Origin of the sequence: Pseudoalteromonas sp. NZS11, from assembly GCF_015864765.1 — a bacterium.
GTDB lineage: Bacteria > Pseudomonadota > Gammaproteobacteria > Enterobacterales > Alteromonadaceae > Pseudoalteromonas > Pseudoalteromonas arctica.
In genome coordinates this window covers 281,020-306,004 of the sequence record NZ_JADYWP010000004.1, presented here as the reverse complement: position 1 = coordinate 306,004, position 24,985 = coordinate 281,020, and the positions used below count along the sequence as shown (strand labels likewise).

Genomic DNA, 24,985 nt, shown 5'->3' with positions numbered 1-24,985 from the left:
TATATTTAATCTTGTCGATTTAATAATGCTAACTGCTAAATCTAACTCCTCATATACCTAGGCGTTAAAATGGAAAAAAATCAATTTACTTTCATGCAGATGAACACACCTTCTCATCTACTATATGCATATGATGAGCTTGCACTCACAATTAAGAAAAAAGCACGAATGCCTGATGTGGACGATATTTTCTCTGTTTCTTATGACAAACATGAGCTTAATGGGGCATTTATAGGGCTAAATTTGGCTTTAATGAATATGAATGCAGCAATTTTAGAAGGGAGCCTTCGCTCTCTACTTTGTGAAATGATCCAACGTAACTCCGAATCCTTAGGAGAGCATTCCAGAGCTAATGCTACTAAGTCTGAATATTTAGTATTAACTCGTTCATATGACTTACTTAAGCGTTTTCAAGAAGAGGTCGAATTTCAAGGTGGGTGGGAAAAGCTAAAACGTCAGTATAAAGAATATTTAGGGATCAACCTCGATGGCATCCTAGATAAAGAAAAAACGTCGGGAATAAACTCTATTTTTATACTTAGGAATGTCGCAGCTCATGGAACCAGTTACATTATCCCCAAAGATACTTTAACTGACGATGATAAAGGAACTTACCCCTTTAAATGGCAATCGAAGACTCAATCATTAACCGTTTACACACAAAAAATATTTCGGTCAGACGTACTCACAGCTTTCACACACCCATGTTTCGCATATCATTATATGGATTTGATAAAGGAACTTATAGAATGTATTTTTAGAGAAGACCTTCCACCTAATGCTAAATTGCTTCTCGATAATATTCGTTCGTATTCATTTGGCTATAGAAATTTTGGTCCTGTAGTACTTGAAAAATAGCTACAAACATTATGCATAGAAGCTCTTATATAACTTCTATGCAGTGGCCTGTCTTTTAAAAATGATCACAATTTTATTTAGCTTTCAATACAAAGTACTGTCAAGTTATTGTTATATCTATTTTAAAAGCCAACTTTAGGCCCTAACCTAATTGCATCTTCTAAATGACTTGGTGCAAAGTGCGCGTAAACCATGGTTTGCTCAATCTTTGCATGACCCAGTATTTGCTGTAGTACCAAAATATTACCTCCGTTCATCATAAAATGACTTGCGAAAGTATGCCTTAGAACATGGCTACACTGCCCTTTTGGCAAGTTAATATCTGTTTTATTTACTGCACTGTAAAACGCTGAAATAACAGCTAAAGCTTAGTTGCCACAAACGTTAAACGATCATTAATAATTAAATTATAAGCATAAAAAAACCCGCAAATTTGGGTTAACAAATTTGCGGGTTTCTTATGGTTTTCGAATAACGATTTCAAAAACCTTTATTGGTGGAGCTGGGGGGATTTGAACCCCCGTCCGAAAAGCCTCGACCGTCGGTACTACATGTTTAGTATTGTCATTTAATTAACCTTTAAGTCCCGGACAAACACGGTAAATAAAGGCGAGGCCGCTTAGTTTTAGCGCTTCAACCCCGGCCAGGGTTTCCGTCGCGATCAGGTGTTAGGGTGACACTCCAAAATCCAGTCCACAAGAATACATGGAAGGAGCGCTAGCCAGCCTAAGCTGCTAGAGAGTAGTTATCGTCGTTTGCGATTACTTTAGGTTGCGGCTGTTTAACGAGGCAAACCGCACCTCGACATGCACCTTGGGCTTCTTGAATTCCGTCGAATCCTAATCAGCCCCTGAATTAGTAACTCAATTCAGAGCGTGCAAACAGTATAACTGAGTAAAGTACTGATACTCAAGGCCTAGTAACGCTTTATTTTAATTGTATGTGCCAATCGCGTGTTAAGTAACCAAAATTTAGTTTATGCAAGCCTATATAAACATTTACTTAACAATGTGTTTAACCTGTGTTAAAATGAGGAGTTAAGGTTTTTGCTATTTCTAAACCTTTAGTTGTAAAAAATAAAAATAATAACAGGCATAGAGTAGGGAATTAATAAATGTCGGTTTTTTCATTTGATAAAAGTACAGGGTTTGTCTCTTTAGAAAGTCACCCTATTGATAGTGGTTTTCCTGTTACAAGTACTCAGTTAACGCAAATGCTAGAGCAATCTGAGTTTAGTGAGTACGAAGCTGTCATTGCCAATATTGGAAAGCTTTTTGCGCCAACTAAAAATTATCAGGAAGTATCGCTTGTCGTTGCTAGAGCTGTAGATGCGTCGCTTATCATTAATATTGATGAAAAAAACATGGTCGCAGAAGCAACATTAACTACCGCTAAAGGTGGCGCACTTATGTCTATGGAAGGCGCGCAAAAAGCACTTGCTGATGCAGGTGTTAAAAAAGGAATAAGCCCTCGTGCGCTTGATACCTTTTTAGGCCAGCAGTTTGAGCAAACAGCAGGAAGCTCTTACAGTGCCATAATTGCACATGGGCGCAATCCAAAAGAAGGCAGCGATGCCAAATTTGTACGTTTATGCTCAACAGCTCAAGACCGAGTACTTAGCCCACAAGCTAAAGAAGGCGGTAAGGTTGATATGAAAAACCTTGGCGCTATTATCACCGTAAAACCTGGCACTCCCTTAATGCAGCGTATTGCAGCTACACCTGGAGAAGAAGGCTATACGGTATTTGGCGATTCAATTAGTGCAAAACCAGGTAAAGATCACCAACTCCAGCCTTTCGAAGGTACAAAAGTAGATCCTAATAATCCTAATATGCTTATTGCCGACTGCAAAGGTGTGCCCGTTGCCCTACCCCGTGGTATGCGTGTAGATGACGTTTTATGCTTTGATAACGTAGATGTAAGTACAGGCCATGTTGATTTTGATGGTAGCGTAATTATTACTGGCGATATTAAAGACGGCATGCGTGTAAAAGCCAACGGTGATATTACGGTACTTGGTTTTGTAGAATCAGGAACTGTTGAAAGTAAAAGTGCGGTAACCATTATGCTTGGCGCAATTGGCCGAAAACGTGAAGGCGAGGAAGCATTTACGTGCTGTATAACCGCTCAACGAACTATTTCGATTGGTTATGCCCAGTACTGCAATATTAAATCCGAACAAGATTTATTTATTGAACGCCAAGCTCTACATTGTGATTTAAGTGCTAGGCGATTAATACGTGTAGGCAAAGCAAATGACCCGCGAGGTAAAATTATTGGCGGTAATATTTTAGATGCTATGCGCATTGAAACGGGTGAACTAGGCGCGCCAGCCGGTACTAAAACACGCGTATTTTTAGCGCAGCTCTGGTTTGAGCTTCGCCAAAAGCAAACACAAATAACCGATTTTGAAAAAGTACTTGCGACTAAAGTAACCGCTTTACAACAGGCTCGTGAAAAAGCAAGTAAAATTGCGGGGGCTGCTCAGCGTCAGCAATTCATGAATAAGATAACTGAAAATGAAAAGCATATAAAAATACGCTCTACGCATATTCATCGTCAAAAACTACTTATTAAGCAAAAAATAGTGCAATTACTTGCCAGCAGTCGTTTAAAAGTAAATGAATTAATGCACCCTGGTGTGGAGCTTAAAATAGCGAAAGATTCTAAACAATTTTCGCGTATTTACCCGCCCCACCTAGTTAAGCTAACTGAGGGTAAAATTACTCAGACGTTTTAGTTTCTTCGTCATTTTCAGTTTCAACATCAGCGTCATCTAGTGGCGCTAATGGCCAACCACCTAATTGCTGCCAGCGGTTTACTATTAAACAATAAAGCTCAGCTGTACGTTCTGTGTCGTAAAGCGCTGAGTGCGCTTGGCTGTTATCAAACTCGATACCAGCCGCTCTACATGCTTTTGCTAATACAGTTTGCCCTAACGCTAAACCCGCTAAAGATGTTGTATCAAAGCTTACGAAGGGATGAAATGGCGTACGCTTAATGTTATTACGCTCTATTGCTGCATTTAAAAAGCCATGATCGAATGCGGCATTATGCGCCACAATAACTGAGCGTTGGCACCCAGCAGCCTTTTGCGCTTTGCGTACTACTTTACATATTTCTTTAATTACTTCATCTTCAGGTACTGCGCCACGTAATGGTGAAAACGGGTCTATACCGTTAAAGTCGATGGCTGCTTGTTCTATATTAGCGCCTTCGAATGGCTGAACATGAAAATGAACAGTATGATCTATGCTGAGCAGTCCTTCGTCATCCATTTTTAAAACAGAGGCTGCTATTTCTAACAAGGCATCTGTTTCTTTGTTAAAACCTGCAGTTTCAACATCAATAACAACAGGAAAAAATCCACGAAAGCGTTTTGCGAAAGGTGTTTGCTCAGTATTTGCCATAGTCTTCTTTGTTTATACGTGTAAGCTGACTATTATGTCAAAATTGATGCCCCCTAGGCTAGGGGATTTAAGTATTTATTGCTTTAAAATTGTAGGCACATAACTTGCTTTAACTTATAAGTTAGTTATACAGAGAACAAACTAATCATTGCAGTCGTTAATTTGCCAAATTATTGGCATTCCCGGATAGCTGGAGAGCACCATGAAGTATAAGTTGTTATTTATTAGCCTTAGTATAAGTGCGGTGTTTTGCAGTACTCACTCGCAAGCTGCTATGCGCCAATACACAGCAACCCAAGACAACTCCAACTGGGAAGTCGTTAAAACAACGCGCTTACAATGCCAATTAAATCATGAAGTTCCTTATTACGGTGAAGCTATATTTAAAGCTTCTGCAAGTAAAAATAAAAACTTAACATTTAATTTAGATATGGTTGTACGCCCAGATAACTATGCAATTGCAGGTTTAAAAGCAGTGCCACCTACATGGCGTGCAGGATTGCCCGCTCGCGATATTGCAAATATGAAATTACTTAAAAAGTTTGATGGCGAGCTAGGCAATAAAACCGCATGGGAAATGCTTACCGAGCTTGAAAAAGGCTACTACCCTACTTTTTATTATCAAGACTGGCAAAACAGTGCCGATAAAATTGCCGTTGGTATATCGAGCGTAAACTTTAAACAAGCTTACTGGGCTTTTTTACAATGCCGTGATGAGCTACTCCCTTACAGCTTTGAAGATATTTCGTTTACTGTAATGAACTATCAATCTAACAGCAGTAAATTAACTAAATCCTCGCAACAGCGTCTTGATAAGATTGCTGAGTATTTAAAAAATGATGCAAGCATAGAGTCCATTAGTATTGACTCATACACCGATAGTTATGGCGGACGCTGGAATAACTTAGATTTATCGCGCAAGCGCGCCAAAACTATAAAAGATTATATGGTGAGCTTGGGTGTTGATGAAACAAAAGTACAAACCACCGGTTTAGGCGAAAAACGCTTTGTTGATAATAACGATAACATTTTAAGCCGAGACAAAAACCGTCGTTTAATTATTCAAATTGAAAAAATGTAGTAAAGCTAATTTGCGCTTACTTTCTTTCGCTTTAAAACTTATCACTAAATTGAAAAAATGTAGTAAAGCTAATTTGTGTTTACTTTCTTTCGCTTTAAAAACTTATCACCAAATTGGAAAAAACCTAGACTAATTAAAATAATAACCGCACCAATTATTAGTTCTTGGCTTAATGACTCATTATTTAGCCAAGCTCCCAAGCCTAACGCAAAGCTAGGAGTTATAAGTGTAGTAAGTGATACCGTGCTTGCATTTAGGTTTTGCAGCACATGAAAATACGCCAAAGCCCCTACTAAAGATCCAAATATTCCTAGATAACCAATAGCCCACAATGATTTTGCACTCCAGTTTTGTATATGCAACTCACCATCTAATAACCACCAAGCAATAAAAAAGAGTGGGGTTACAAAAACTAAGGCACCAAATGTTGTTGCCATAGGATGAATCGCAATCTGTACACGTTTGATCATCACACCACTTAAACTAAAAAAGCAGACAGCCATAAACACATAAAGCAACCCGAGCCCTTGAGTTTGCGAGTTTTGTACTTGGTTATAACTAACAAAATATAAGCCAATTAAGGCGCACGCTAACGCAACTAATTTAATCGGGCTAAATTTAGGTTCATTTAATAATTGCTGAGCAAGCAACCCCGACAAAATAGGTGCAAGGCCAAACATAAGCGAAATAATACCAGAAGGGACTGTTTTAGCTGCCATATAGCTCAACAACATACCGCCAAAAATACCTATACTCGAATAAAAATAAAGTAAGCATGCATTTTTGCTCCAAGGCACTCTAATATTTGTAATGGCAACAATTAAGCCACCTAACAATAGTCCCACCAGCATCCGCATTAACACAGCAAGTGTTGGCGATACAGTTTCACTACTCCACACGATACCCAGTGGTGTAGTGGACCATATAAGAACCATTAAAAAATACGATACTTTAACTGGCACGTGCCATCCCTACGCTTTATATGAATCAATAAAACAAAGAATAAATTATACGCTCACTACTGTGTTTTAGTACTTTTTAAACACTAAAGTCCTTAATAAATACAGTTGTAAATTGTAAGTTACATTTTAATACCGCTCTTTTATTACAAAACTATTTGAGATTTGAGCAACTAGTTATATGGTGCATCAATATTAATAATAATTAAGGTAATTAAGTGCTTAAAAATAAAACAACTGGAAGCATGTTAATTGTTGCAGGCACCACTATTGGTGCGGGTATGTTGGCATTGCCAATTGCATCTGCCGGGCTTGGGTTTAGTACTGCACTTGCATTAATAATTGCTAGCTGGTTACTAATGACCTACACCGCACTACTCATGTTAGAGCTACACCAATATGCACCACGCGATGCTACATTAAATACATTGGCTAAATTATGGCTTGGAAAACGCGGACAATATATTGCGAATTTTTCGATGGTTTTTTTATTTTACGCTTTATGCGCTGCTTATATTGCAGGTGGTGGTGCACAACTCCAAGCGCGTATAAATATAGGCTTTGATGTAGATATAGCCCCACAGTTTGGCTCTGTAATCCTTGCTGTTATTATTGCAAGTGTAGTAACGCTAGGCACTAGCAAGGTAGATAAACTAAATAGAGTGTTATTTACAATAAAAATTATTGTGTTAGCTAGTTTGTTTTACATGCTTACCCCTTATGTACAAGGTAAGCACTTATTAGAAATGCCCGTAGAGCAAGGATTAATCCTTTCAGCTATACCGGTTATATTTACTTCGTTTGGCTTTCATGGATCTATCCCCTCTATTGTTAAGTATGTTGGTGTTGAAATAAAAGTACTGCGCAAAGTAATGATTGCTGGAGCCGCCCTACCTTTAGTCATTTATATTTTTTGGCAACTACTTAGCCAAGGTATTATGAGCCAAGCTGATTTACTCAACAGCCAAGGTCTTAATGGGTTTGTATCTAGCGTGGCAAGTATTGCGCATAACCCAAGTGTGGCAACGGCCGTTAAGTTATTTGCTGATTTAGCACTTGCGACATCATTTTTAGGAGTAAGTTTAGGGTTATTTGATTTTTTTGCTGATGCATTTAAAAAGGGTGACAATAAAACAGACCGAATTAAAACGGCCTTAATTACGTTTATTCCGCCACTTGGCTTTGCATTGTTTTATCCTCAAGGCTTTATTATGGCCTTAGGGTACGCTGCAATAGCACTTGTTGTACTGGCAATATTTTTGCCTGTAGCAATGGTTTATAAACAGCGTACAACATCAAATAAAACAGGCTACCAAGTTAAAAGTGTAAATGTTGGGCTTGGTATAGCAGCTATATGTGGCATAACTATTATTGCTGCGCAGTTTATGCAAATGGCGGGGCTTATTCCTGCTATCGGTTAAAGGTTGCTGCTTTTTGTTTTAATTTAGATAATAAAAAACCGCACATCATTATGATGTGCGGTTTTTTATATTAACTGCGTTTATTTACAAACGTCAGCTACAGCATTTGAAAAGTATTCAATATTTGAATGACTAACACCTGCAACATTTACGCGGCTAGAGCCAACAATGTAAATGCCGTATTCTTTTTGTAGGCGAGCAATTTGCTCTTTATTAATACCTAAGAAAGAAAACATACCGTTTTGACGTTCAATAAATGAGAAGTCTTGAGCAATATCTTTAGTTGCTAAGCTTTCTTTAATTAAGCTACGTAAGCCATTTATACGACTACGCATTTCATCAAGCTCAGAGTGCCACAATTGTGTAAGCTCTGTACTGCTTAAAATAGTATTAACAATGTCAGCACCATGCGCTGGCGGCATTGAGTAAATACTACGTACAACGCTTAGCATTACAGAATTTGAAATATCTGCTGTTGCGCTGTCTTTTGCAATTAGTGAACATGCACCAATACGCTCGCGGTATAAGCCAAAGTTTTTAGAACATGAAGAACAAATAATTAGCTCTTCTACTGCATCAGCTAAAATACGTAAGCCACGTGCATCTTCTTCAAGTGAGGCACCAAAGCCTTGGTATGCAATATCAACAAGTGGTGTAAAGCCAACTTCTTTTGCCAGTTCGGCAACCGTGTTCCACTGTGTTTCGTTTAAATCCATACCGCTTGGGTTATGACAACATGCATGCAGTAAAACCACATCACCTTTAGGCACTTGTTTAAGTGTGTTGATCATTTCATCAAACAATAAATCTTTATTTTCGTAATCGTAATATGGGTATTCTTTTACTGTTAAGCCTGCAGCTTCAAACAAGCTAATATGGTTAGCCCATGTTGGGTTAGTTACCCAAACAGTCGCGTCTGTATTACAACGCTTAATAAATTCAGCTGCAACACGAAGTGCACCCGTACCACCAGGAGCTTGCGCAGTACGTACGCGGTTAGCTAGTAATACTTGATGCTCACCTAATAGTAACTGCTCCATTTTTTGGCAGTAATCTAAATTACCCGCTAAACCAATGTAAGATTTGCTCATTTCGTTTTCAAGACGAAACGCTTCAGCTTTTTTAACCGCTTTAAGAACCGGTGTATTGCCTTGCTCATCTTTGTAGACACCTACACCTAAATCAATTTTATTAGGGTTTGTATCTTGTTTATAGGCCGCCATAAGGCCAAGAATAGGATCTGTTGGTAATGGTTTTAATACTGAGAACATTGGCTATCTCTTATCGTTATTTAGGGGTTAGCTGTTAAGCTAAGCTTAACATAAAAGCACATCATATTGACTAGCGTTATTTACACTAGAAAGTGAGGAATTTTAATACAACATGCAATTAAAACGGCAAGTGTCTTTTCATCAAAAAAATCATTTTTAAAGGCTTCTGCATCTACAATACCAACGCATTCATTTTGTGCATTAAATAAAGGTAGGCAGGTTTCTGATTTAACTTTAGGATCGCATGTGTAGTATTCACCACCTTGTGATAAATACGCCTCAACGTTATTAATAATGCGGCCCTTGTGAGATAGCGCAACCTGTACGTTGTTACTGCCAGCTGCAAATGCTTGCGTTAAAGGAAACAACGGACGACTAGGCGCTCCATGATAAGCCAATTTTAATAGTTGATTACCTTCAGGGGTATTAGTTGATTGATAAATACCATACCAATCAACGCCCGTTTGCTGCTCAATGTAGCTTACAATACTTTGTAAATTAGCCAGCTTAAACTGTGTTTGCTCATCATTTTTAATATAGTCAGTTAATTTGAATGGCTCATCTTGTAAGTAACCAAATAAACTACATGCACCGCCCTCGCCAAGCTCTGGTATTTGATACTCCCAACACACATCAGGCAAAGCAGTGTTTGCTAAATGTAGATCAAGCTTTTCAAGCTCTGTTGAAATCAAAGCTGGATTAGCACTAAGTTGTGCTTGTTTTAAGTAAGAAGAAATCATTTGGCCATCCATACATCTAAAGTTTCGAGAATAATAGCATGGATATTTTTACAGAGCTAGCTCAACTTGTAGCACATTTCAACTTGGTTACCACTGGCGTTATAAGTGACTTTTTCGGCTATTTCTTCTAATAAAGACACCCCTCTGCCAAATTCGTTATTAGCCTTTGCCAACTCATCGTGCTTACTACTAAACCCTCGGCCTGAATCACAAATAATAAAATATAAACTGAGCGTGTCGGGGCAATAGCGCATATCAATAATAATCATGGCATCTGTAAGTTTAGCAAGGGCTGCCTCTCTCAACTCGTAATATCGAAAAAAGCCGTCTTCTTGTTTTTTAATTTCTGAGTTAAGTCCTAATACACCATGATCAAGCGCATTGTTATAAGCCTCAGACAACAGTAAAAATATATTAGAACGATGAGTATTTAGCCCCTCAACACTGCTTAAAATATTAACGACGTCGTAAACGGGGTCTGTTTTTTTTATTTGCTCTGAGTTTAAGCTCAAAGACAAATTAAAAGCTAAAGTAGAAAATGCTTCTCGCTCTTGTTCCTCAGGAATTAAAGGCAGGCAGTTTAGTAAAACAATGCTTAAATCGTCTTGCTGCTTAGTACCATCTGCAAACTTAGTAACATTAGCAACTATGTCTTCACTACTAATCATCGATTTACTTTTTAAGGTTTGTAAAAAACGCTCTTCCCCAAAAAATATATCCTCTTTGTTTGCCGTTTCTATAATACCGTCGGTTGCTAATACTAGGCGTGTATTACTATTTGTTTCAAAATGAATAACTTCATATTCAAATTCTTGTTCATCTAAAATCCCCAGCGCCATATGCTGCGATTCTAATGTTTGTTTTACATTACCGTCTTTATCTATTAGGTAGGCATCGGGTAAGCCGCCCATCCATGCAGAAACACTTTTACCTGATGCACTAAGCTCTATAATGGTTGCAGCACAAAACATATGCCCAGGTAGTAGGTTGTACAGTAGTGTATTTAGCTCACAGGCAATATCGTTAACCGCCATGCCTTTTTGTACCATAGTATAAAACACACGAGAAGTTGGTAATGCACCAATAGCTGCTGCAAGGCCATGGCCCGTAAAATCTCCCAACATGCAATACAAATTACCGATTGGGCTTTGCGCTACTAAAAACATATCGCCGTTAAACATAGAGGCCGGTGATAAATTAAAATCTAAATACTCTCTAAACTTACCTTGGTTTTCTAATGAGTTATTAAAAATATGCTCAATTATTTCGTGTTCACGTTCAATTTGATTATGATGATATTCAAGCAATTTCTTTTGTTGGTTTGCTTTTTTACTCAGCTCTCTGGTGCGAATATGTGCTTTAATTTTTGCATGCAGAATAACTTTTTCAAATGGTTTATGAATAAAGTCATCGCCACCCACTTCGAGGCAGCGCTCAAAACTTGCTTGATCTTCTAAGGAGGTTATAAAAATAATCGGTAAGTAAACTTCACTATACTGCTGCTTTATTTTTTCAGCAGCTTCAAAACCATCCATTACAGGCATTAAAACATCAAGTAAAACAACGTCTATTTGCTCTCTTTTAAGTACATTAAGTGCATCTAGCCCGTTATAAGCCACTGATATTTTATAACCCTCTTGCTCAAGCATTTTACTTAGTAAAATGCGATTGAGCGCCTGATCATCTACAATTAACACATGTATCATTAGCTAATATCAAACTTTTTATCAAAACGTGAAATTTGTAGAATTTTTCTAAGCTGAGGTTGGCAATTGCTTATTTCAATAGTTTTCACTTGGCTATCAATTGTTTTTTTCATGTTAAGTAACATGCCAAGTGCTGAGCTATCCATGTAGTCAGTCTCTCTTAAATCGATAATAACCTTTACTGTTTTTTCGCTCATTTGAGCATAAGCTTGGCGAAAAGATTGCACTAAATTAAAGTCAAATTTACCTTTGATTTGTATTGTTAATGTAGTGCCATCGACTGATTCATTCTTAGTTAAACTCATATTAAACTCCAATAATATTTCCTTTGAACTAAATATAACCTGTTAAAAGTATTTAGCAAAAAGAAAAACACACAACTTCAAATTTGCTATCATTTACGCCAATATTTAATTAATTTTTATCCATAAAGGTAAGGTATGAGTGATAGTCACTTAGTATATTCAACAAGTACGGGGCGCATTGACCAGCCAAAACCAGAAAAAGAGTTAGAAGCTAAGCTTTTTAAAGATGGTTTTATTCGCATTGAGCGTCAAACAAAAGGACGCAAAGGCAAAGGCGTAATGTTAGTTGTAGGCATTGATCCAAAAGATCATGATTTAAAAAAGTTAGCTAAAACTATAAAAAGCAAAATGGGCCAAGGCGGCGCAGTAAAAGAAGGCATTATTGAAGTGCAAGGTGATGACCGCGATAAACTAAAAGCCATTTTAGAAGCGTTAAAATTTAAAGTTAAAATTGCGGGTGGTTAACCCGCTATTTTATTAACTACTTACTTCGCTATTTGAGAGTTCATTTAACCTTTCATACAATTTTGGCAGTTCGTGCTCAGCAATTGGTTTACTAAAATAATAGCCTTGTACAATGAAGCAGTTATTATTTTGTAAAAACTGCATCTGCTCTATTGTCTCAACCCCTTCTGCGACCACGTCTAGCTTTAACTTTTGCGCCATGGCAATAATAGCGGCAGTGATTTCCATATCATTTGTATCCTCAGGGATATCTTTTACAAATGAACGGTCAATTTTCAATATATCAACCGGGAATCGTTTTAAGTAACTGAGTGACGAATAGCCAGTACCAAAATCATCAATAGAAATAGATATACCTAAGGCTTTAAGCTCGTGGAGTTGTGTAATTGCAGCTTCTACATTTCCCATTAGCATACTTTCAGTCAGCTCTAAATGAAGGCGCTTAGCCGAAACACCCGTCCTAATTATCATTTTACTCAGTGTTGAGACTAAGCTTGAGTCTTTGAACTGGCGAGCCGATAAGTTTATCGATATATTATTTTCTAAGCCTTGCTTTGTTAATCTTACGGCAAAATCACAAGACTCTTGAAGCACCCATTCGCCTAATTCAACTATAAGGCCTGTCGCTTCTGCAATAGGGATAAATTTATCTGGAGGGATTGCGCCTTCAGTTGGGTGGAACCATCTTAATAACGCTTCATAGCCAATGACCTGATGAGTACGACTATCAACTTGAGGTTGGTAGTAAACTACAAACTGTTTTTCTTTTAGTCCTATACGTAGCTCATTTTCAATAAATAAACGCTCATTAGCAGCTGCGTTCAATTCTTGGCTATAAAAATGGAATGTATTACGCCCTTTTGCTTTTGCCTCATACATTGCTAAGTCAGCATGTTTTAATAACTGATCCTCTTCTAGGCTATCGTACGGAGCCATTGTAATACCAATACTCGCGCTCACAATAACTTCATTACTACCTAGTTTTATAGGCACATTCAGTGTTTTTTGAATTGTATTGGCAACATCAGTCGCGTGAGCTTGGCTTTCTATACCACTGAGTAATACGGCAAATTCATCACCACCTAAGCGCGCTATGGTGTCCTCGGCTCGTAAACGTTTTTTAAGTCTGTTTGCCACTTCAATTAATAATTGATCGCCTGCATCGTGACCTAATGTATCGTTAATACGTTTAAATTCGTCTAAATCAAAGTAAAACAATGCAAATGCATAATGCCCGCGTTCTGCTAATGCCATTGATTTACGCAATTGCATTCTAAAAAACGTTCTGTTGGCAAGGCCCGTAAGGGTGTCAAAGTAAGCAAGCTGCTCCATTTTACGCTGGCTTTCTTTTACAAACGAAATGTCTTGTGCAGATGCTACATAGCTGGTTATTTCACCGCCCTCTTCACGAATTGGCGAAACACTTAAAGACACCCAAATTGGCTCTTTATTCAAGCCTTGAATTAATGTATCACCGCGCCAGTAATTACGGCTGCGTAGATCTATGTCTATATCTTCAACTAAAATAGACATTTCTGAGGCAATAATATTAAGTAATGGTGCTCTATTAAAATGACTTTCTGGGTAGCCTGTCATTTCGAGCATTTTTGGATTTACGTATTCAATTACAAATTTCTCATCGGTGATCACAACCCCAGTGCCCGAGAATGCTACCGCTTTAGATAAACGGTTAGCTGCTTTTTCAGCAATTTCTTTTTCTGTAATTCTCTGGTTTAAGCCATCGATAAGTTTGCGAATTTCTACCGTCATGTCTCTAAATGAGCCATTAAGCGTGCCAATTTCATCTTTGTTTTCTGGTGGGAATTCTGTAGTTAATTGACCTTTGCCAAAACTTGTAACTGCATAAACCAAAGTATGTAAACGGCGAAGGACTAGTTGATAAAGCGCTTGATGCAGCAATAAGGCAACTAATATTGCGTATAAAATAAAGAGACCAAAAAACTTCAGTTTTAAATCTTGTAATGCAGATAACGTCGATGAACGCTTTTTATATACCCCTATGTACCAATCTAAGTCATCAATCTTACGAATATTGATAATATGAGCTTCGTCATTTTTTTCAAACGAATTTGCGTATTCAGGTAACTTCACCGCAATTACATCGTCAATAATCGACTGCAGCGCTGGGTTTACAAATTCGTTAGTAGCAAGTGCTTTATTATCGCTACCATAGTCAGCTAGTAAGGTCGGATTTAAATCTGGGTGTGCTAACAATTGCCCTTTACTATCAAACACAAGTAGGTGTTTTTCTTTATCACCAACAGGTAAAAACGAAATAAGTTTGTTGAGGGAAATATCGCTCCCCGTCACACCTAAAAACTCATTATCGACATAAACAGGCACTAGTAAGCTAATAACCCATTTGCGCCATACTGTATCGTAATAGACTTTTGACCATGCAGGCTCTCTTACTGTTTCAAGCGTGCTTTTAATCGATTTATAAGTTGAGCCATTCGTTGCTCTAAAGTCGGCAGGTGCGTTTAATGCCCAATTAGGGGGAGAAACACGAATAAAATCATCATCTGTTATTAAATAAAAGTTAAAAAAGTCGTGTACCAGTGTAGGAGAAATTATGCGCCACAGCATCTCAGAATCATTAAATAGGCGTTTATAAAAAGGAGAGTAATTTTGCTGTGGTAAAAATGCTGCTGATAAACCATCAGCAGAGGCACTTCGAATCGTACCGTCACTATTAAATTGTAACTGTGATTTATTGCTTAAATTAATTGGTGAATTGGGTTGAAAAAGTTGTTGTGTTACTACGTTATTAGCTTGCTGAGCAATATTTACTTTTGTTTTAATGCGCTCATTAAATTGCTTCACTAATAAATCTGTCGAGCTTTTTAAAACTTCGTGTTCTTCAAAAACGAGTTGTTTCTCTTCAGATTTAAGCATTAAGGCAGCCGCACATACCCCAGCTATTAAGCAAATAGCAGATATGAGTAGCGATAGTTTTACACTTAAAGAATTCAATCCAAAACGCGATGGAGGGCGTCTGTAAACCACGGGTCAACCTTAATTATTAATAATTGTTATTATTTGAACCAGTTAACGAAATATACCAGATCCGCATTCATATTTATAAATTATTTGTAAACTTTCTATAAAAACTAATATAGGGAAATAAATAGTACTCTAAGCTTATTTAGATCTTTATTGACATTGGTAGCAACTCTCCATACATTAACTGCATGAACATATTTATCTCTCGCACTTTTTTTTCGTTTTTTAGCTTCTTTATATAGAAGAGGCTTCCCTGTTTGTGAGATAAAATCAATCGAATAGTAAAGCCTCCCAACCGGGAGGCTTTTTTGTTTTTGCTGTGTAATAACAGCCTACTTTTGGAATGAGGATACCAAAATGACAAATGATGTATTAAATGCACTAAGACACGATATAAATGAAATAGACTCCGATTTACTCGTGTTATTAGCTAAACGTCGTCGTATTAGCCACGGTGTGGTTGAGTATAAAATTGCTAACAACAAGCCAATTCGCGATGAAGCACGTGAACTCGCACTTTTAGAGAAACTGATTGGTTATGGTAAATCACTAGGTTTGGATGCTTACTACGTGAATAATGTTTTTCAAACTATTTTGGAAGACTCAGTTTTACACCAACAAGCAATGCTACAAAAAAACCTGAATCCAGATGCCCTTAGTGAAACACACCGTGTAACTTACTTAGGTGGTCAGGGTTCTTATAGCCAACTAGCATGCCATAAATATTTTAGCCGCCGCCCGGGGAAATTAGTTGAAATTGGCTGTACATCGTTTGACGAAATAACAGGTAAAGTAGAAAACGGACAAGCTGATTTTGGTTTATTACCCATTGAAAACACAAGCTCTGGCAGTATTAACGAGGTGTTTGACTTATTACAGCACGCGCAAGTGTCTATTGTTGGAGAAGTAACTCACAGTGTAGAGCATTGCTTACTCGCCAACCCTGATACTGAACTTAGTCAACTAACAAAAATATTTGCACACCCACAACCATTTGCGCAGTGCAGCCGTTTTTTACAGGGCTTAGGTGATTTACAACACGAAACATGTGACTCAACATCAAGCGCGCTACAATCAGCTCTGAACACTCCATACAGTGCTGCAATTGGCTCTGCACAAGCGGGGAAAAACGTAGGGCTTGAGGTTATTAAATCAAACCTAGCTAATCAAAGCGAAAACCATAGCCGCTTTATTGTTGTTGCACGTAAGCCTCTACAAGTGTCTAACCAAATTCCAACTAAAACTAGTTTGATCATGTCGACAAAACAACAAGCGGGCTCACTAGCCGATGCGTTAATGATTTTTAAGCAGCATAAGATTAATTTAGTAAAACTTGAATCTCGCCCTACTCCGGGCAATCCGTGGGAAGAAGTTTTTTATGTTGACCTAGAAGCAAACTTAGCTGAAAGCCAAGTAAAAGAAGCGCTAGAAGAACTTAAAGAGCACACCCAATATGTACGTATTTTAGGATGCTACCAAAGCGAGTCACTACAGGCAGTAAGCGTTAATACTTAATAAGCAATTTTACAAATCAAAAAGGGCCGATATCGGCCCTTTTTCGTTAACTAGTACCCGTCTGCATAAATATTTTAGCAATTTAACGAATTAAATCCCCATACTTAAGCAAACGGTATAACAAATATTAATCTAAAACTTTTGAATCATTCGCTTTATTTAATAAGCTTCTGCTTTGCGTTAAAAAGTGTTCTGTCGAGTCAGAAAAGTAAACTTTAGCCTCAGCAAAAGAATCAATAAGCGCTGCTTTATCTCCCGCTTTTAATTTTGCTAACGTACTTGCGAAGGTATCTTGGTACTGTGCAAGTAAGGTTTCTACATCATCGAATTGTGCTAGCATAATATCTGAGTAAAGCTCAGGCGACTGCGCAAATAAACGCCCTACCATCATCAGTTCTAATTGATATATAGGTGACGAGCAGCTACGTAATTCTTCTAGTGTATGACTTTGTTTTGCTAGAAATTGTCCGTACACAAATGTCGTTAAATGGCGCATTACCTGAATAATTTGCATTGCTTCATCATGCTTTTTAGCATCAAGCTCAACAAGCTGACAACCCCATACTTGTAACTGCTGTAACAAACCTTTTGCCGCTTGGTGTTCTCGCCCTTCACATACAACAACTGTTTGTTTTACCCAGTGTGATATATCAGGCCCAAACATAGGATGTAAACCAACCACAGGGCCACTGTGCGCAGTTTTTAGTGCTTTAATAGGCGATTGCTTTACCGATGTAATATCAACTAGTAAACAGTCTTCATCTAGTTTAGGTAACTTAGCAACGACAGCGTCCAATGCATTAATAGGTACGCTAATCATTACCAGCTTGGCACCTTTTAAAATACTTTTAGCATCGTTTTGCTGATCTTTATCTAAAATTTTAACTTCGTAACCTGAGCGAATAAACTGCTGTGCAAATAACTGGCCCATGGCGCCTTGACCACCCACAATTACAATTGGCGAAAGCTCTGGCGCTGCGCATGCAAGTTTTGCTTGTTGGTTTTGATAGGCTTCTCGCATCATACGTCTTAGTATATCTTCAACGAGATCTGGGCTTACATTTTGATTTATTGCTTCTTGTCGTCTTGCCGCTAATAGCTCTGCTTCACGGGCAGGTGCATGTAAAGGTGCGCCTGTTTGTTGTTTTATCTCACCAATTTTTTGCGTAATACTATTACGTTTAGCGAGTAAGGCAACAAGTTGTGCATCGCATTCATCTATACCTTCTCTTAGCTGTGCTAAATCACTTATGTCAGCCACGTTCGTCCCACCTTAAAAAACCAAATAACGTAAATATAAATTTACATAAAAGTAAACTAATCAATACGATAAATACTAACAGGATCAGCTAACTGAGAAAAGGCTAAAGCGGAAATTTTACTAATGAGGAATTGAGAATTAAGAATTAAGAATTGAGAATTGAGAATTGAGAATTGAGAATTGAGAATTGAGAAAATAATATTCTAAAACCAAAACGGGTTGCAACCCGAAGGATGCAACCCGTTTTTTTGCGTTGATAAACAGCGCGTATTAGTTAAGTTTTTCTCTAATACGTGCAGATTTACCAGAACGCTCACGTAGATAGTAAAGCTTAGCACGGCGAACTGCACCGCGACGCTTAACTGTTACGCTATCAATAAGAGGGCTGTGCGTTTGGAATACACGCTCAACGCCTTCACCGTTCGAGATTTTACGAACTGTGAATGCTGAGTGAAGACCACGATTACGCTTAGCGATTACAACACCTTCAAAGGCCTGTAGACGCTCTTTAGCACCTTCTTTTACTTTTACCTGTACAACCACTGTATCACCAGGGCCAAATGCAGGTACGTCTGTTTTAAGCTGCTCATCTTCAAGCGCTTTAATAATATTTTGGTTTACTTTTGCCATTATGTTTCTCACTTTCCTAGGTGTAACTGTCTTCTAGCCACAAGCTTTTTGGTACTCTTGCTGAAATTTCGCGAGTAATACCGCTTGCTCCTCAGTCAGAGCTAGGTTATGCAACAAGTCAGGACGTCGTAACCAAGTTCTGCCTAATGACTGCATAAGCCGCCATTTTGCTATCTCTTGGTGGTTACCACTGAGTAATACAGCAGGAACCTGTTTGTCGTCCAATGTTTCTGGTCGTGTATAGTGTGGACAATCTAACAAGCCATCCGAAAACGAATCTTGTTCTGCTGACTGATTATGACCTAACACACCTGGCACTAATCGCGCTACTGCGTCAATTAATGTCATGGCAGGTAGTTCACCACCACTCAAAATAAAATCACCAATTGACCATTCTTCGTCAACATATGATTCTATTATTCTCTCATCTATACCTTCATAGCGACCGGCAATCAAAATCAGTTTTTTAGAGTTAGCGAGTTCGCTAGCACCTTGCTGATCAAGTTTGCGCCCTTGCGGGGACATATAAATTACTTTAGCACCATCACCAGCTGCTTTTTTAGCTTCGGCAATCGCTTTTTTTAATGGCTCAACCATCATTAACATACCAGGTCCGCCCCCGTAAGGACGGTCATCTACGGTTCTATGCTTATCTAAAGCGTAGTCTCGCGGATTCCAGCAGTTAAAATCAATTAAGCCATTTTTTACTGCGCGACCGGTAACACCTTGGTCTGTAATAGCGTCAAACATGTCTGGAAAAAGGCTTATCACCCCTACCCATAATGAACTAGTTTGCGTCATTAAAAACCAGGATCCCAGTCTACGGTAATTTCTCTTGCGTCGTATTTAACTTCTTTAATAACTGAATCAGTTAAAAAAGGAATCAAACGCTCAGCTTGACCAAATGCGTCTTTACTGTTTGCTTTAACAACCAGTACGTCATTTGACCCTGTCTCCATCAGGTCATCAACAATGCCTAAGCTATAACCTTTATCGGTTACAACAGACATGCCAATGAGATCTCGCCAATAGAACTCACCTTGCGGGAGTTCTGGTAAATGCGCTGCATCCATTGAGATTTCAGCATGGGTATAAGCCATTGCTTCGTCTCGGTCGTTTACCTGCGCAAATTTAGCGATAAAGCCTTTGTTGTGGCGACGCCAGTCGACCACTTCTAAGGACTGCCATTTACCTTGCTGCCCTATCAACCACGGGCTGAAATCGAAGATCCCTACGGGATCATCAGTAAATGAATGTACCTTAAGCCAGCCCTTTATACCATATGGGGCACCGAGCTTTCCTACGACAATTATTGATGAGGTGTTCTCTTGACTCATGGTTACACTTACGCCTATTAAGCCGCTTTACGAGCGTCTTTTACTAACTTAGCTACGCGATCTGAAAGAGATGCGCCCTGACCTACCCAGTGTTCAACACGTGGTAAATCTAAACGAATTTTTTCTTCTTGACCTGAAGCAATTGGGTTAAAAAAGCCTACTTTCTCGATGAAGCGACCGTCACGCGAGAAACGGCTATCCGCAACCACAATTTGATAGAAAGGGCGTTTTTTAGCGCCACCACGTTGCAAACGAATAGTTACCATACCGTCCTCTATAAAGATTGACTGTTTTCATTAATAAGATTTACTCCCCAGAATGGGGAGCTGGGGAATTGTACGAGTTTTTGGCAATAACGCAAGTAAGAAGTGAACCAAAAAGGCAGTTTAGTAGGTTAAACCGTGATCTCAACGACAAATAAGAGTTAAAGGTGTATTACATGCATAATTTATTCAACAAAAAAGGAGCTATTTGCTCCTTTCAATATGATTCGCTATTATTTTAAAAAGTAACTTAATGGTACTTTTTAAAATTTAGGACCGCCGCCGCCCATCATTCCAGGTGGTAACATGCCTTTCATACCGCGCATCATTTTAGTCATGCCGCCTTTACCTTTCATTTTTTTCATCATTTTTTGCATTTGCGTAAACTGCTTAAGCAACTTATTAATCTCTTGTACTTGTGTACCAGAGCCAGCTGCTATGCGTTTTTTACGCGAACCTTTAATGATTTCTGGGCGTGCACGCTCTTTTTTAGTCATAGAGCTAATAATAGCTTCCATTTGGATAAATGTTTTATCACCCATTTGACCTTTAACAGCATCTGGTAAGTTAGACATACCAGGGAGCTTATCAAGCATTGACATCATGCCACCCATGCTTTTCATTTGCTTTAATTGGTCAGCAAAATCATCAAGAGTAAAACCTGCGCCTTTAAATACTTTTTCAGCAACTCTAGCAGCTTGCTCTTTATCTACTTTCATCTCGACTTCTTCGATTAATGAAAGTACGTCACCCATACCTAAAATACGCGACGCTATACGGTCTGGGTGGAAAGGTTCAAGTGCGTCAGTGCGCTCACCCACACCCATAAACTTAATAGGCTTGCCAGTGATGTGACGAATAGATAAAGCAGCACCACCACGCGCATCACCATCGGTTTTTGTTAATATAACACCGGTAAGTGGTAATGCTTCGTCGAATGCTTTAGCTGTATTCGCCGCATCTTGACCTGTCATTGCATCAACAACGAACAAGGTTTCAATTGGATTGATTGCTTTATGAAGATCTTTAATTTCATCCATCATGTTGCTATCAACATGTAGACGACCTGCAGTATCAACAAGTACTACATCTATAAATTTCTTTTTAGCATGAGAAATTGCAGCGGTTGCAATATCAACAGGCTTTTGCGAAATATCACTTGGGAAGAAATCAACATCAACTTCTGCTGCAAGCGTTTCTAGCTGTTTAATAGCCGCAGGGCGATAAACATCGGCACTTACTACAAGTACTGATTTCTTTTTTCGCTCTTTTAAAAACTTAGCAAGCTTAGCTACACTGGTGGTTTTACCCGCACCTTGTAGACCCGCTACCATTACAACGGCTGGCGGTTGCGCATTTAGACTTAGCTCTTCATTAGCCTCGCCCATTGCTTTTTCTAGTTCTTCACGCACTATTTTTATAAATACTTGGCCTGGGCTTAAGCTTTTTGTAACTTCAACCCCAACTGCACGTTCTTTAACTTGTTTTACAAAGTCGCGAACAACAGGCAATGCCACATCGGCTTCTAAAAATGCCATACGCACTTCGCGAAGTGTGTCTTTTATGTTGTCTTCCGTCAGACGGCCACGGCCACTGATATTTTTTAAGGTTTTACCTAATCGTTCTTGGAGGTTCTCAAACATGTAACGGTTCCGATAAGACGTTTATATCAATCCATTTAAATTTTACGATTAATTTGATTTTTCAATTAACCTAGATTGACTTATTAAGTTTCAATTAAAAGTAGTATACCGTATATGGCGTCTTACAATATAGTGTTCAAGTGTACCTTGATGAGTTTCTTTTTTTAAGGTCTATGCATTTGCTTTGCTATAAAATACAATGGCTATATAACAACAAGGATTATTTTGTCTCAAATTAAGTGGCCCAAGCACAATGCTGATTATTAGTTTAACTATTATTGCCAGTTTATTTTATGTGTTAGCAACGTCTCACGTGCTTTCACGCCTGTTTCATCAACAAGGCCCAAGCCAAAAAGTAACCGTTATTTTAAGCACGGTTGCTATAGTGGCGCACATGCTGCTGTTAGTTAACTCTGTTTTTAGAGCCGACGGTCAAGATTTAAGTATCGTAAACGTCGCTCTTTTGACGTGCTGGGTGATTGTGGTCTCGGTGACGACTGTCTCGCTAAAATTCCCTGCTACTTTATTGTTGCCCGTTGTTTATGGTTTTGGTGCCTTACTAACCATTGCCAGTTTATTTATACCTCATCATATTTTATTGCAAAGTATTAATATTGAGGTGGGTTTAGTAACGCACATCTCTTTATCTTTGTTAGCCTACTGTATTTTAATTATCGCTACTTTATATGGTGTACAGTTTTACTTTATTGATAAACGTTTAAAACGTAAAGATTTAGCAATTGTGCATAGCCATCTTCCGCCTTTAATGGTTGTGGAGCGCCAGCTTTACCAACTTCTTAATTTAGGCACTATATTACTCACATTTGCATTACTTTCAGGGTTTGTATTTCTTGATGGAATGTTCGCTAAAGAGTTCATTCATAAAACAATATTGTCGTTAGTTGCGTGGGCTATTTTTGCCGTTGTTGCTATTGGTCATATGAAAAAGGGTTGGCGCGGTAAACCGGTGGTTATTACAATCATGGTCGCTGCATTTGTCCTCACACTCGCTTATTTTGGCAGCCGTTTCATACAAGAAGTGATACTAAATAAGTTTTAACTTGACTCTGCTTGCTCACTCTAGCTTAATACGCATTGATTTATAAGAAAAGGATCCATCGTTGGACGACATATCGACAAGTACCCTATTTATCATTTTAGGTTTTTTGGTGCTTTTTTCTGCTTATTTTTCTGGTTCAGAAACCGGAATTATGTCAATCAATCGTATACGCCTGCGACACCTTGCTAAAGAGGATCATCGTGCAGCTAAACGAGTCAGTAAATTACTTAGCCGTCCAGATAGGCTCATCGGTTTAATCTTAATCGGTAATAACCTTGTTAATATTGCAGCAGCCCAAGTTGCAACCATTATAGGTATTCGCCTTTACGGTGACCTCGGTATTGCAATAGCTACAGGTGTGTTAACTTTAGTCGTGCTTATATTTGCTGAAGTAACCCCTAAAACCCTTGCTGCTCTTTATCCTGAAAAAGTTGCCTTTCCAAGCTCTATTATTTTAAAAGGGCTACTTAAAATAATGTTCCCTTTTGTGGTTGTTATTAACTGGATGACCAACGGAATATTGCGATTATTTGGTATTAGTGCCGCACAAATCGACGAACACAGCATGAGTAAAGAAGAATTAAAAACAGTACTCAATGAGTCAGGCGCACTTATTCCTGCTCGTCATCAAAGTATGCTGACTTCAATTTTAGATTTAGAACAAGTAACCGTTGAAGATATTATGATCCCACGAAACGAAATTGTGGCCATTGATATTAATGACGATTGGAAGCTAATTAGTCGCCAACTTACCCATGCACAACATACTCGTGTGTTGTTGTATCGCGATAATATAGATGATGCAGTAGGTTTTATTCACTCACGTGATGCGCTTCGTCTACTTACAAAAGAGCAATTTGATAAACCATCTTTGCTACGAGCTGTACGTGAAATTTACTTTATCCCTGAAGGAACCTCACTAAATACTCAGCTATTAAAGTTTCAGCAATCTAAAGAACGCATAGGCTTAGTGGTAGATGAGTATGGCGACATCCAAGGCCTAGTGACCCTAGAAGATATTTTAGAAGAAGTTGTTGGCGATTTCACAACTACGCAAACTCGTACGCCGAGCGAAGAAGTAGAAACACAAACTGATGGCTCATGTATTGTGGATGGCGGCGCTAACGTACGCGATTTAAATAAAGAAATGGGTTGGGATTTCCCGCTCGATGGACCTAAAACTTTGAGTGGTTTAATTGTTGAATACTTGGAGAATATTCCTGATGCAAATATTAGTTTGCGTATCGCGGGATATCCTATTGAAGTACTCGAAGTTAAAGAAAATATGATAAAACAAGTGAAGATACTGCCGAATAAGCGTTCTCGCTAAATAAAAAAGGAGCCAATTGGCTCCTTTTTTATATCCATTAATAACTATCTAGCCAAATATAAGACGTTCAAACCAACCTTTATCAAGCTCTTCTTCGCAGTGTTTTAATTGCGCACCATAACGGCTCGCTCTGTGCTTAACTTTGTTCGCAACACCCATTAGCCACTTTTTCTTTTTGTACGTGCCACGCTTATACCCACCCCAACCTTCATGATAATTAAGGTATTGTGCGTAAGCATCCCATTTAGATATTTTATTTACTTTATGCGTTTTATAAACAAACCACGCCATAAAGTCGATTGCATCGTCAAAGTCGTCTCTATCAGCACCGTTGTTGCCTGTTTCACGAATATAATCAGACCATGTTGGTGTTTTAGCTTGCGAGTAACCATAGGCATCACTTGCGCGACCGGTAGGAATTATCCATAAGAAGTACTCCATAGGCGGAGCGGCATCATGCTTAAATGAGCTTTCTTGGTACATCATACTCATGAGTACATGCTTGGGAGAACCCCATTTTTCTTGTGCATCTTTTGCGTCGAAATACCAATCTGGCTTTTCTTCAAAGATTTTACATAAATCGTTAGGTTGCTTTGGAGGTGCTGTAGCACAACCGGCTAAAGTAATGGCGAGAGATAGGATAATTGCATTTTTTTTCATTTTTCTAAGATCTCACAGAACTTTTTTATAGAGTGTGGGTCTGACT

At 38.5% G+C, this 24,985-nt stretch carries 22 protein-coding genes, 1 other RNA gene, 1 pseudogene and 1 other annotated feature; of the genes and pseudogenes, 8 read left to right on the top strand and 16 right to left on the bottom strand.

The window, feature by feature from the left end; all coding sequences use genetic code 11:
* The first annotated feature begins 69 nt into the window (after positions 1-69).
* On the top strand, positions 70-858 hold the full coding sequence (locus I6E82_RS10975) for a hypothetical protein (protein WP_197117886.1): 789 nt from the start codon (positions 70-72) through the stop codon (positions 856-858).
* Between the two features lie 122 nt (positions 859-980).
* Here the strand turns inward: I6E82_RS10975 and I6E82_RS10970 are convergent.
* Together I6E82_RS10970 and ssrA are read right to left on the bottom strand one after the other, a co-directional pair.
* Positions 981-1,205 (bottom strand): annotated as a pseudogene (locus tag I6E82_RS10970) (tyrosine-type recombinase/integrase); the annotation flags it as partial.
* A 147-nt stretch (positions 1,206-1,352) separates the two neighbouring features.
* Positions 1,353-1,709, bottom strand: a transfer-messenger RNA (tmRNA) gene (gene ssrA, locus I6E82_RS10965).
* Positions 1,710-1,972: 263 nt separating this feature from the next.
* On the opposite strand from ssrA, the gene I6E82_RS10960 reads away from it, so the two are divergent.
* Positions 1,973-3,598, top strand: a complete 1,626-nt coding sequence (locus tag I6E82_RS10960) for a DUF342 domain-containing protein (protein ID WP_197117885.1) — start codon at positions 1,973-1,975, stop codon at positions 3,596-3,598.
* Here I6E82_RS10960 and rnt read toward each other — a convergent pair.
* Positions 3,582-4,268: a ribonuclease T gene (gene rnt, locus I6E82_RS10955; RefSeq protein WP_197117884.1), complete on the bottom strand. Its 687-nt coding sequence runs from the start codon at positions 4,266-4,268 to the stop codon at positions 3,582-3,584. The two genes, I6E82_RS10960 and rnt, sit on opposite strands and share 17 nt — an antisense overlap.
* A gap of 202 nt (positions 4,269-4,470) precedes the next feature.
* Here rnt and I6E82_RS10950 point away from each other — a divergent pair, with 202 nt between their 5' ends.
* The gene (locus I6E82_RS10950; RefSeq protein ID WP_197117883.1) at positions 4,471-5,349 is read left to right on the top strand and encodes a flagellar protein MotY; all 879 of its coding nucleotides are present in this window, start codon (positions 4,471-4,473) and stop codon (positions 5,347-5,349) included.
* Between the two features lie 68 nt (positions 5,350-5,417).
* Here the strand turns inward: I6E82_RS10950 and I6E82_RS10945 are convergent, their stop codons facing one another.
* Positions 5,418-6,311, bottom strand: coding sequence for a DMT family transporter (locus I6E82_RS10945; protein WP_101216606.1), 894 nt, complete (start codon positions 6,309-6,311; stop codon positions 5,418-5,420).
* A gap of 215 nt (positions 6,312-6,526) precedes the next feature.
* On the opposite strand from I6E82_RS10945, the gene I6E82_RS10940 reads away from it, so the two are divergent.
* Positions 6,527-7,729: an aromatic amino acid transport family protein gene (locus I6E82_RS10940; RefSeq protein ID WP_197117882.1), complete on the top strand. Its 1,203-nt coding sequence runs from the start codon at positions 6,527-6,529 to the stop codon at positions 7,727-7,729.
* An 80-nt stretch (positions 7,730-7,809) separates the two neighbouring features.
* Here the strand turns inward: I6E82_RS10940 and I6E82_RS10935 are convergent, their stop codons facing one another.
* The 4 genes from I6E82_RS10935 to I6E82_RS10920 all read right to left on the bottom strand — a co-directional run bounded on the left by I6E82_RS10935 (position 7,810) and on the right by I6E82_RS10920 (position 11,751).
* Positions 7,810-9,000: an amino acid aminotransferase gene (locus I6E82_RS10935; RefSeq protein ID WP_010554636.1), complete on the bottom strand. Its 1,191-nt coding sequence runs from the start codon at positions 8,998-9,000 to the stop codon at positions 7,810-7,812.
* Between the two features lie 80 nt (positions 9,001-9,080).
* On the bottom strand, positions 9,081-9,740 hold the full coding sequence (locus I6E82_RS10930) for a GAF domain-containing protein (RefSeq protein ID WP_197111200.1): 660 nt from the start codon (positions 9,738-9,740) through the stop codon (positions 9,081-9,083).
* A 56-nt stretch (positions 9,741-9,796) separates the two neighbouring features.
* Positions 9,797-11,446 carry a SpoIIE family protein phosphatase gene (locus I6E82_RS10925; RefSeq protein WP_197101543.1) on the bottom strand — a complete coding sequence of 550 codons (1,650 nt, stop codon included), beginning with the start codon at positions 11,444-11,446 and terminating at the stop codon, positions 9,797-9,799.
* Positions 11,446-11,751, bottom strand: coding sequence for an STAS domain-containing protein (locus tag I6E82_RS10920; RefSeq protein WP_002962948.1), 306 nt, complete (start codon positions 11,749-11,751; stop codon positions 11,446-11,448). Before I6E82_RS10920 ends, I6E82_RS10925 begins: the two co-directional genes overlap by 1 nt.
* A 135-nt stretch (positions 11,752-11,886) precedes the next feature.
* On the opposite strand from I6E82_RS10920, the gene I6E82_RS10915 reads away from it, so the two are divergent.
* Positions 11,887-12,216, top strand: a complete 330-nt coding sequence (locus I6E82_RS10915) for a translation initiation factor (protein WP_007581414.1) — start codon at positions 11,887-11,889, stop codon at positions 12,214-12,216.
* Between the two features lie 12 nt (positions 12,217-12,228).
* Here I6E82_RS10915 and I6E82_RS10910 read toward each other — a convergent pair whose 3' ends face one another.
* Entirely contained in the window at positions 12,229-15,243 is a 3,015-nt protein-coding gene (locus I6E82_RS10910) for a bifunctional diguanylate cyclase/phosphodiesterase (protein WP_024589409.1), read from the bottom strand.
* A gap of 192 nt (positions 15,244-15,435) precedes the next feature.
* Positions 15,436-15,553 (top strand) — a sequence feature (Phe leader region).
* Positions 15,554-15,597: 44 nt separating this feature from the next.
* Here I6E82_RS10910 and I6E82_RS10905 point away from each other — a divergent pair.
* On the top strand, positions 15,598-16,755 hold the full coding sequence (locus I6E82_RS10905) for a chorismate mutase (protein WP_007581410.1): 1,158 nt from the start codon (positions 15,598-15,600) through the stop codon (positions 16,753-16,755).
* Between the two features lie 127 nt (positions 16,756-16,882).
* On the opposite strand, the gene tyrA is transcribed toward I6E82_RS10905, so the two are convergent.
* The 6 genes from tyrA to ffh all read right to left on the bottom strand — a co-directional run bounded on the left by tyrA (position 16,883) and on the right by ffh (position 21,889).
* Entirely contained in the window at positions 16,883-18,016 is a 1,134-nt protein-coding gene (gene tyrA, locus I6E82_RS10900) for a bifunctional chorismate mutase/prephenate dehydrogenase (RefSeq protein WP_197117881.1), read from the bottom strand.
* A gap of 270 nt (positions 18,017-18,286) precedes the next feature.
* Positions 18,287-18,646, bottom strand: a complete 360-nt coding sequence (gene rplS, locus I6E82_RS10895) for a 50S ribosomal protein L19 (protein WP_007581406.1) — start codon at positions 18,644-18,646, stop codon at positions 18,287-18,289.
* Between the two features lie 33 nt (positions 18,647-18,679).
* Positions 18,680-19,447 carry a tRNA (guanosine(37)-N1)-methyltransferase TrmD gene (gene trmD / locus I6E82_RS10890; protein ID WP_007581405.1) on the bottom strand — a complete coding sequence of 256 codons (768 nt, stop codon included), beginning with the start codon at positions 19,445-19,447 and terminating at the stop codon, positions 18,680-18,682.
* Positions 19,447-19,983 carry a ribosome maturation factor RimM gene (rimM, locus tag I6E82_RS10885; protein ID WP_010554631.1) on the bottom strand — a complete coding sequence of 179 codons (537 nt, stop codon included), beginning with the start codon at positions 19,981-19,983 and terminating at the stop codon, positions 19,447-19,449. Before rimM ends, trmD begins: the two co-directional genes overlap by 1 nt.
* A 17-nt stretch (positions 19,984-20,000) precedes the next feature.
* The gene (gene rpsP, locus I6E82_RS10880; protein ID WP_002962192.1) at positions 20,001-20,249 is read right to left on the bottom strand and encodes a 30S ribosomal protein S16; all 249 of its coding nucleotides are present in this window, start codon (positions 20,247-20,249) and stop codon (positions 20,001-20,003) included.
* Positions 20,250-20,509: 260 nt separating this feature from the next.
* Positions 20,510-21,889, bottom strand: coding sequence for a signal recognition particle protein (ffh, locus tag I6E82_RS10875; protein WP_007581399.1), 1,380 nt, complete (start codon positions 21,887-21,889; stop codon positions 20,510-20,512).
* Positions 21,890-22,142: 253 nt separating this feature from the next.
* Here ffh and I6E82_RS10870 point away from each other — a divergent pair, with 253 nt between their 5' ends.
* Together I6E82_RS10870 and I6E82_RS10865 are read left to right on the top strand one after the other, a co-directional pair.
* A complete protein-coding gene (locus I6E82_RS10870) occupies positions 22,143-22,949 on the top strand; it encodes a cytochrome C assembly family protein (RefSeq protein ID WP_007581398.1) in 807 nt (268 codons plus the stop codon).
* 61 nt (positions 22,950-23,010) lie between these two features.
* Positions 23,011-24,279 (top strand): HlyC/CorC family transporter, encoded by a 1,269-nt coding sequence (locus tag I6E82_RS10865; protein ID WP_007581396.1) that lies wholly within the window; start codon positions 23,011-23,013, stop codon positions 24,277-24,279.
* Between the two features lie 48 nt (positions 24,280-24,327).
* Here the strand turns inward: I6E82_RS10865 and I6E82_RS10860 are convergent, their stop codons facing one another.
* Entirely contained in the window at positions 24,328-24,939 is a 612-nt protein-coding gene (locus tag I6E82_RS10860; RefSeq protein WP_010554629.1) for a transglycosylase SLT domain-containing protein, read from the bottom strand.
* Between the last annotated feature and the right edge of the window lie 46 nt (positions 24,940-24,985).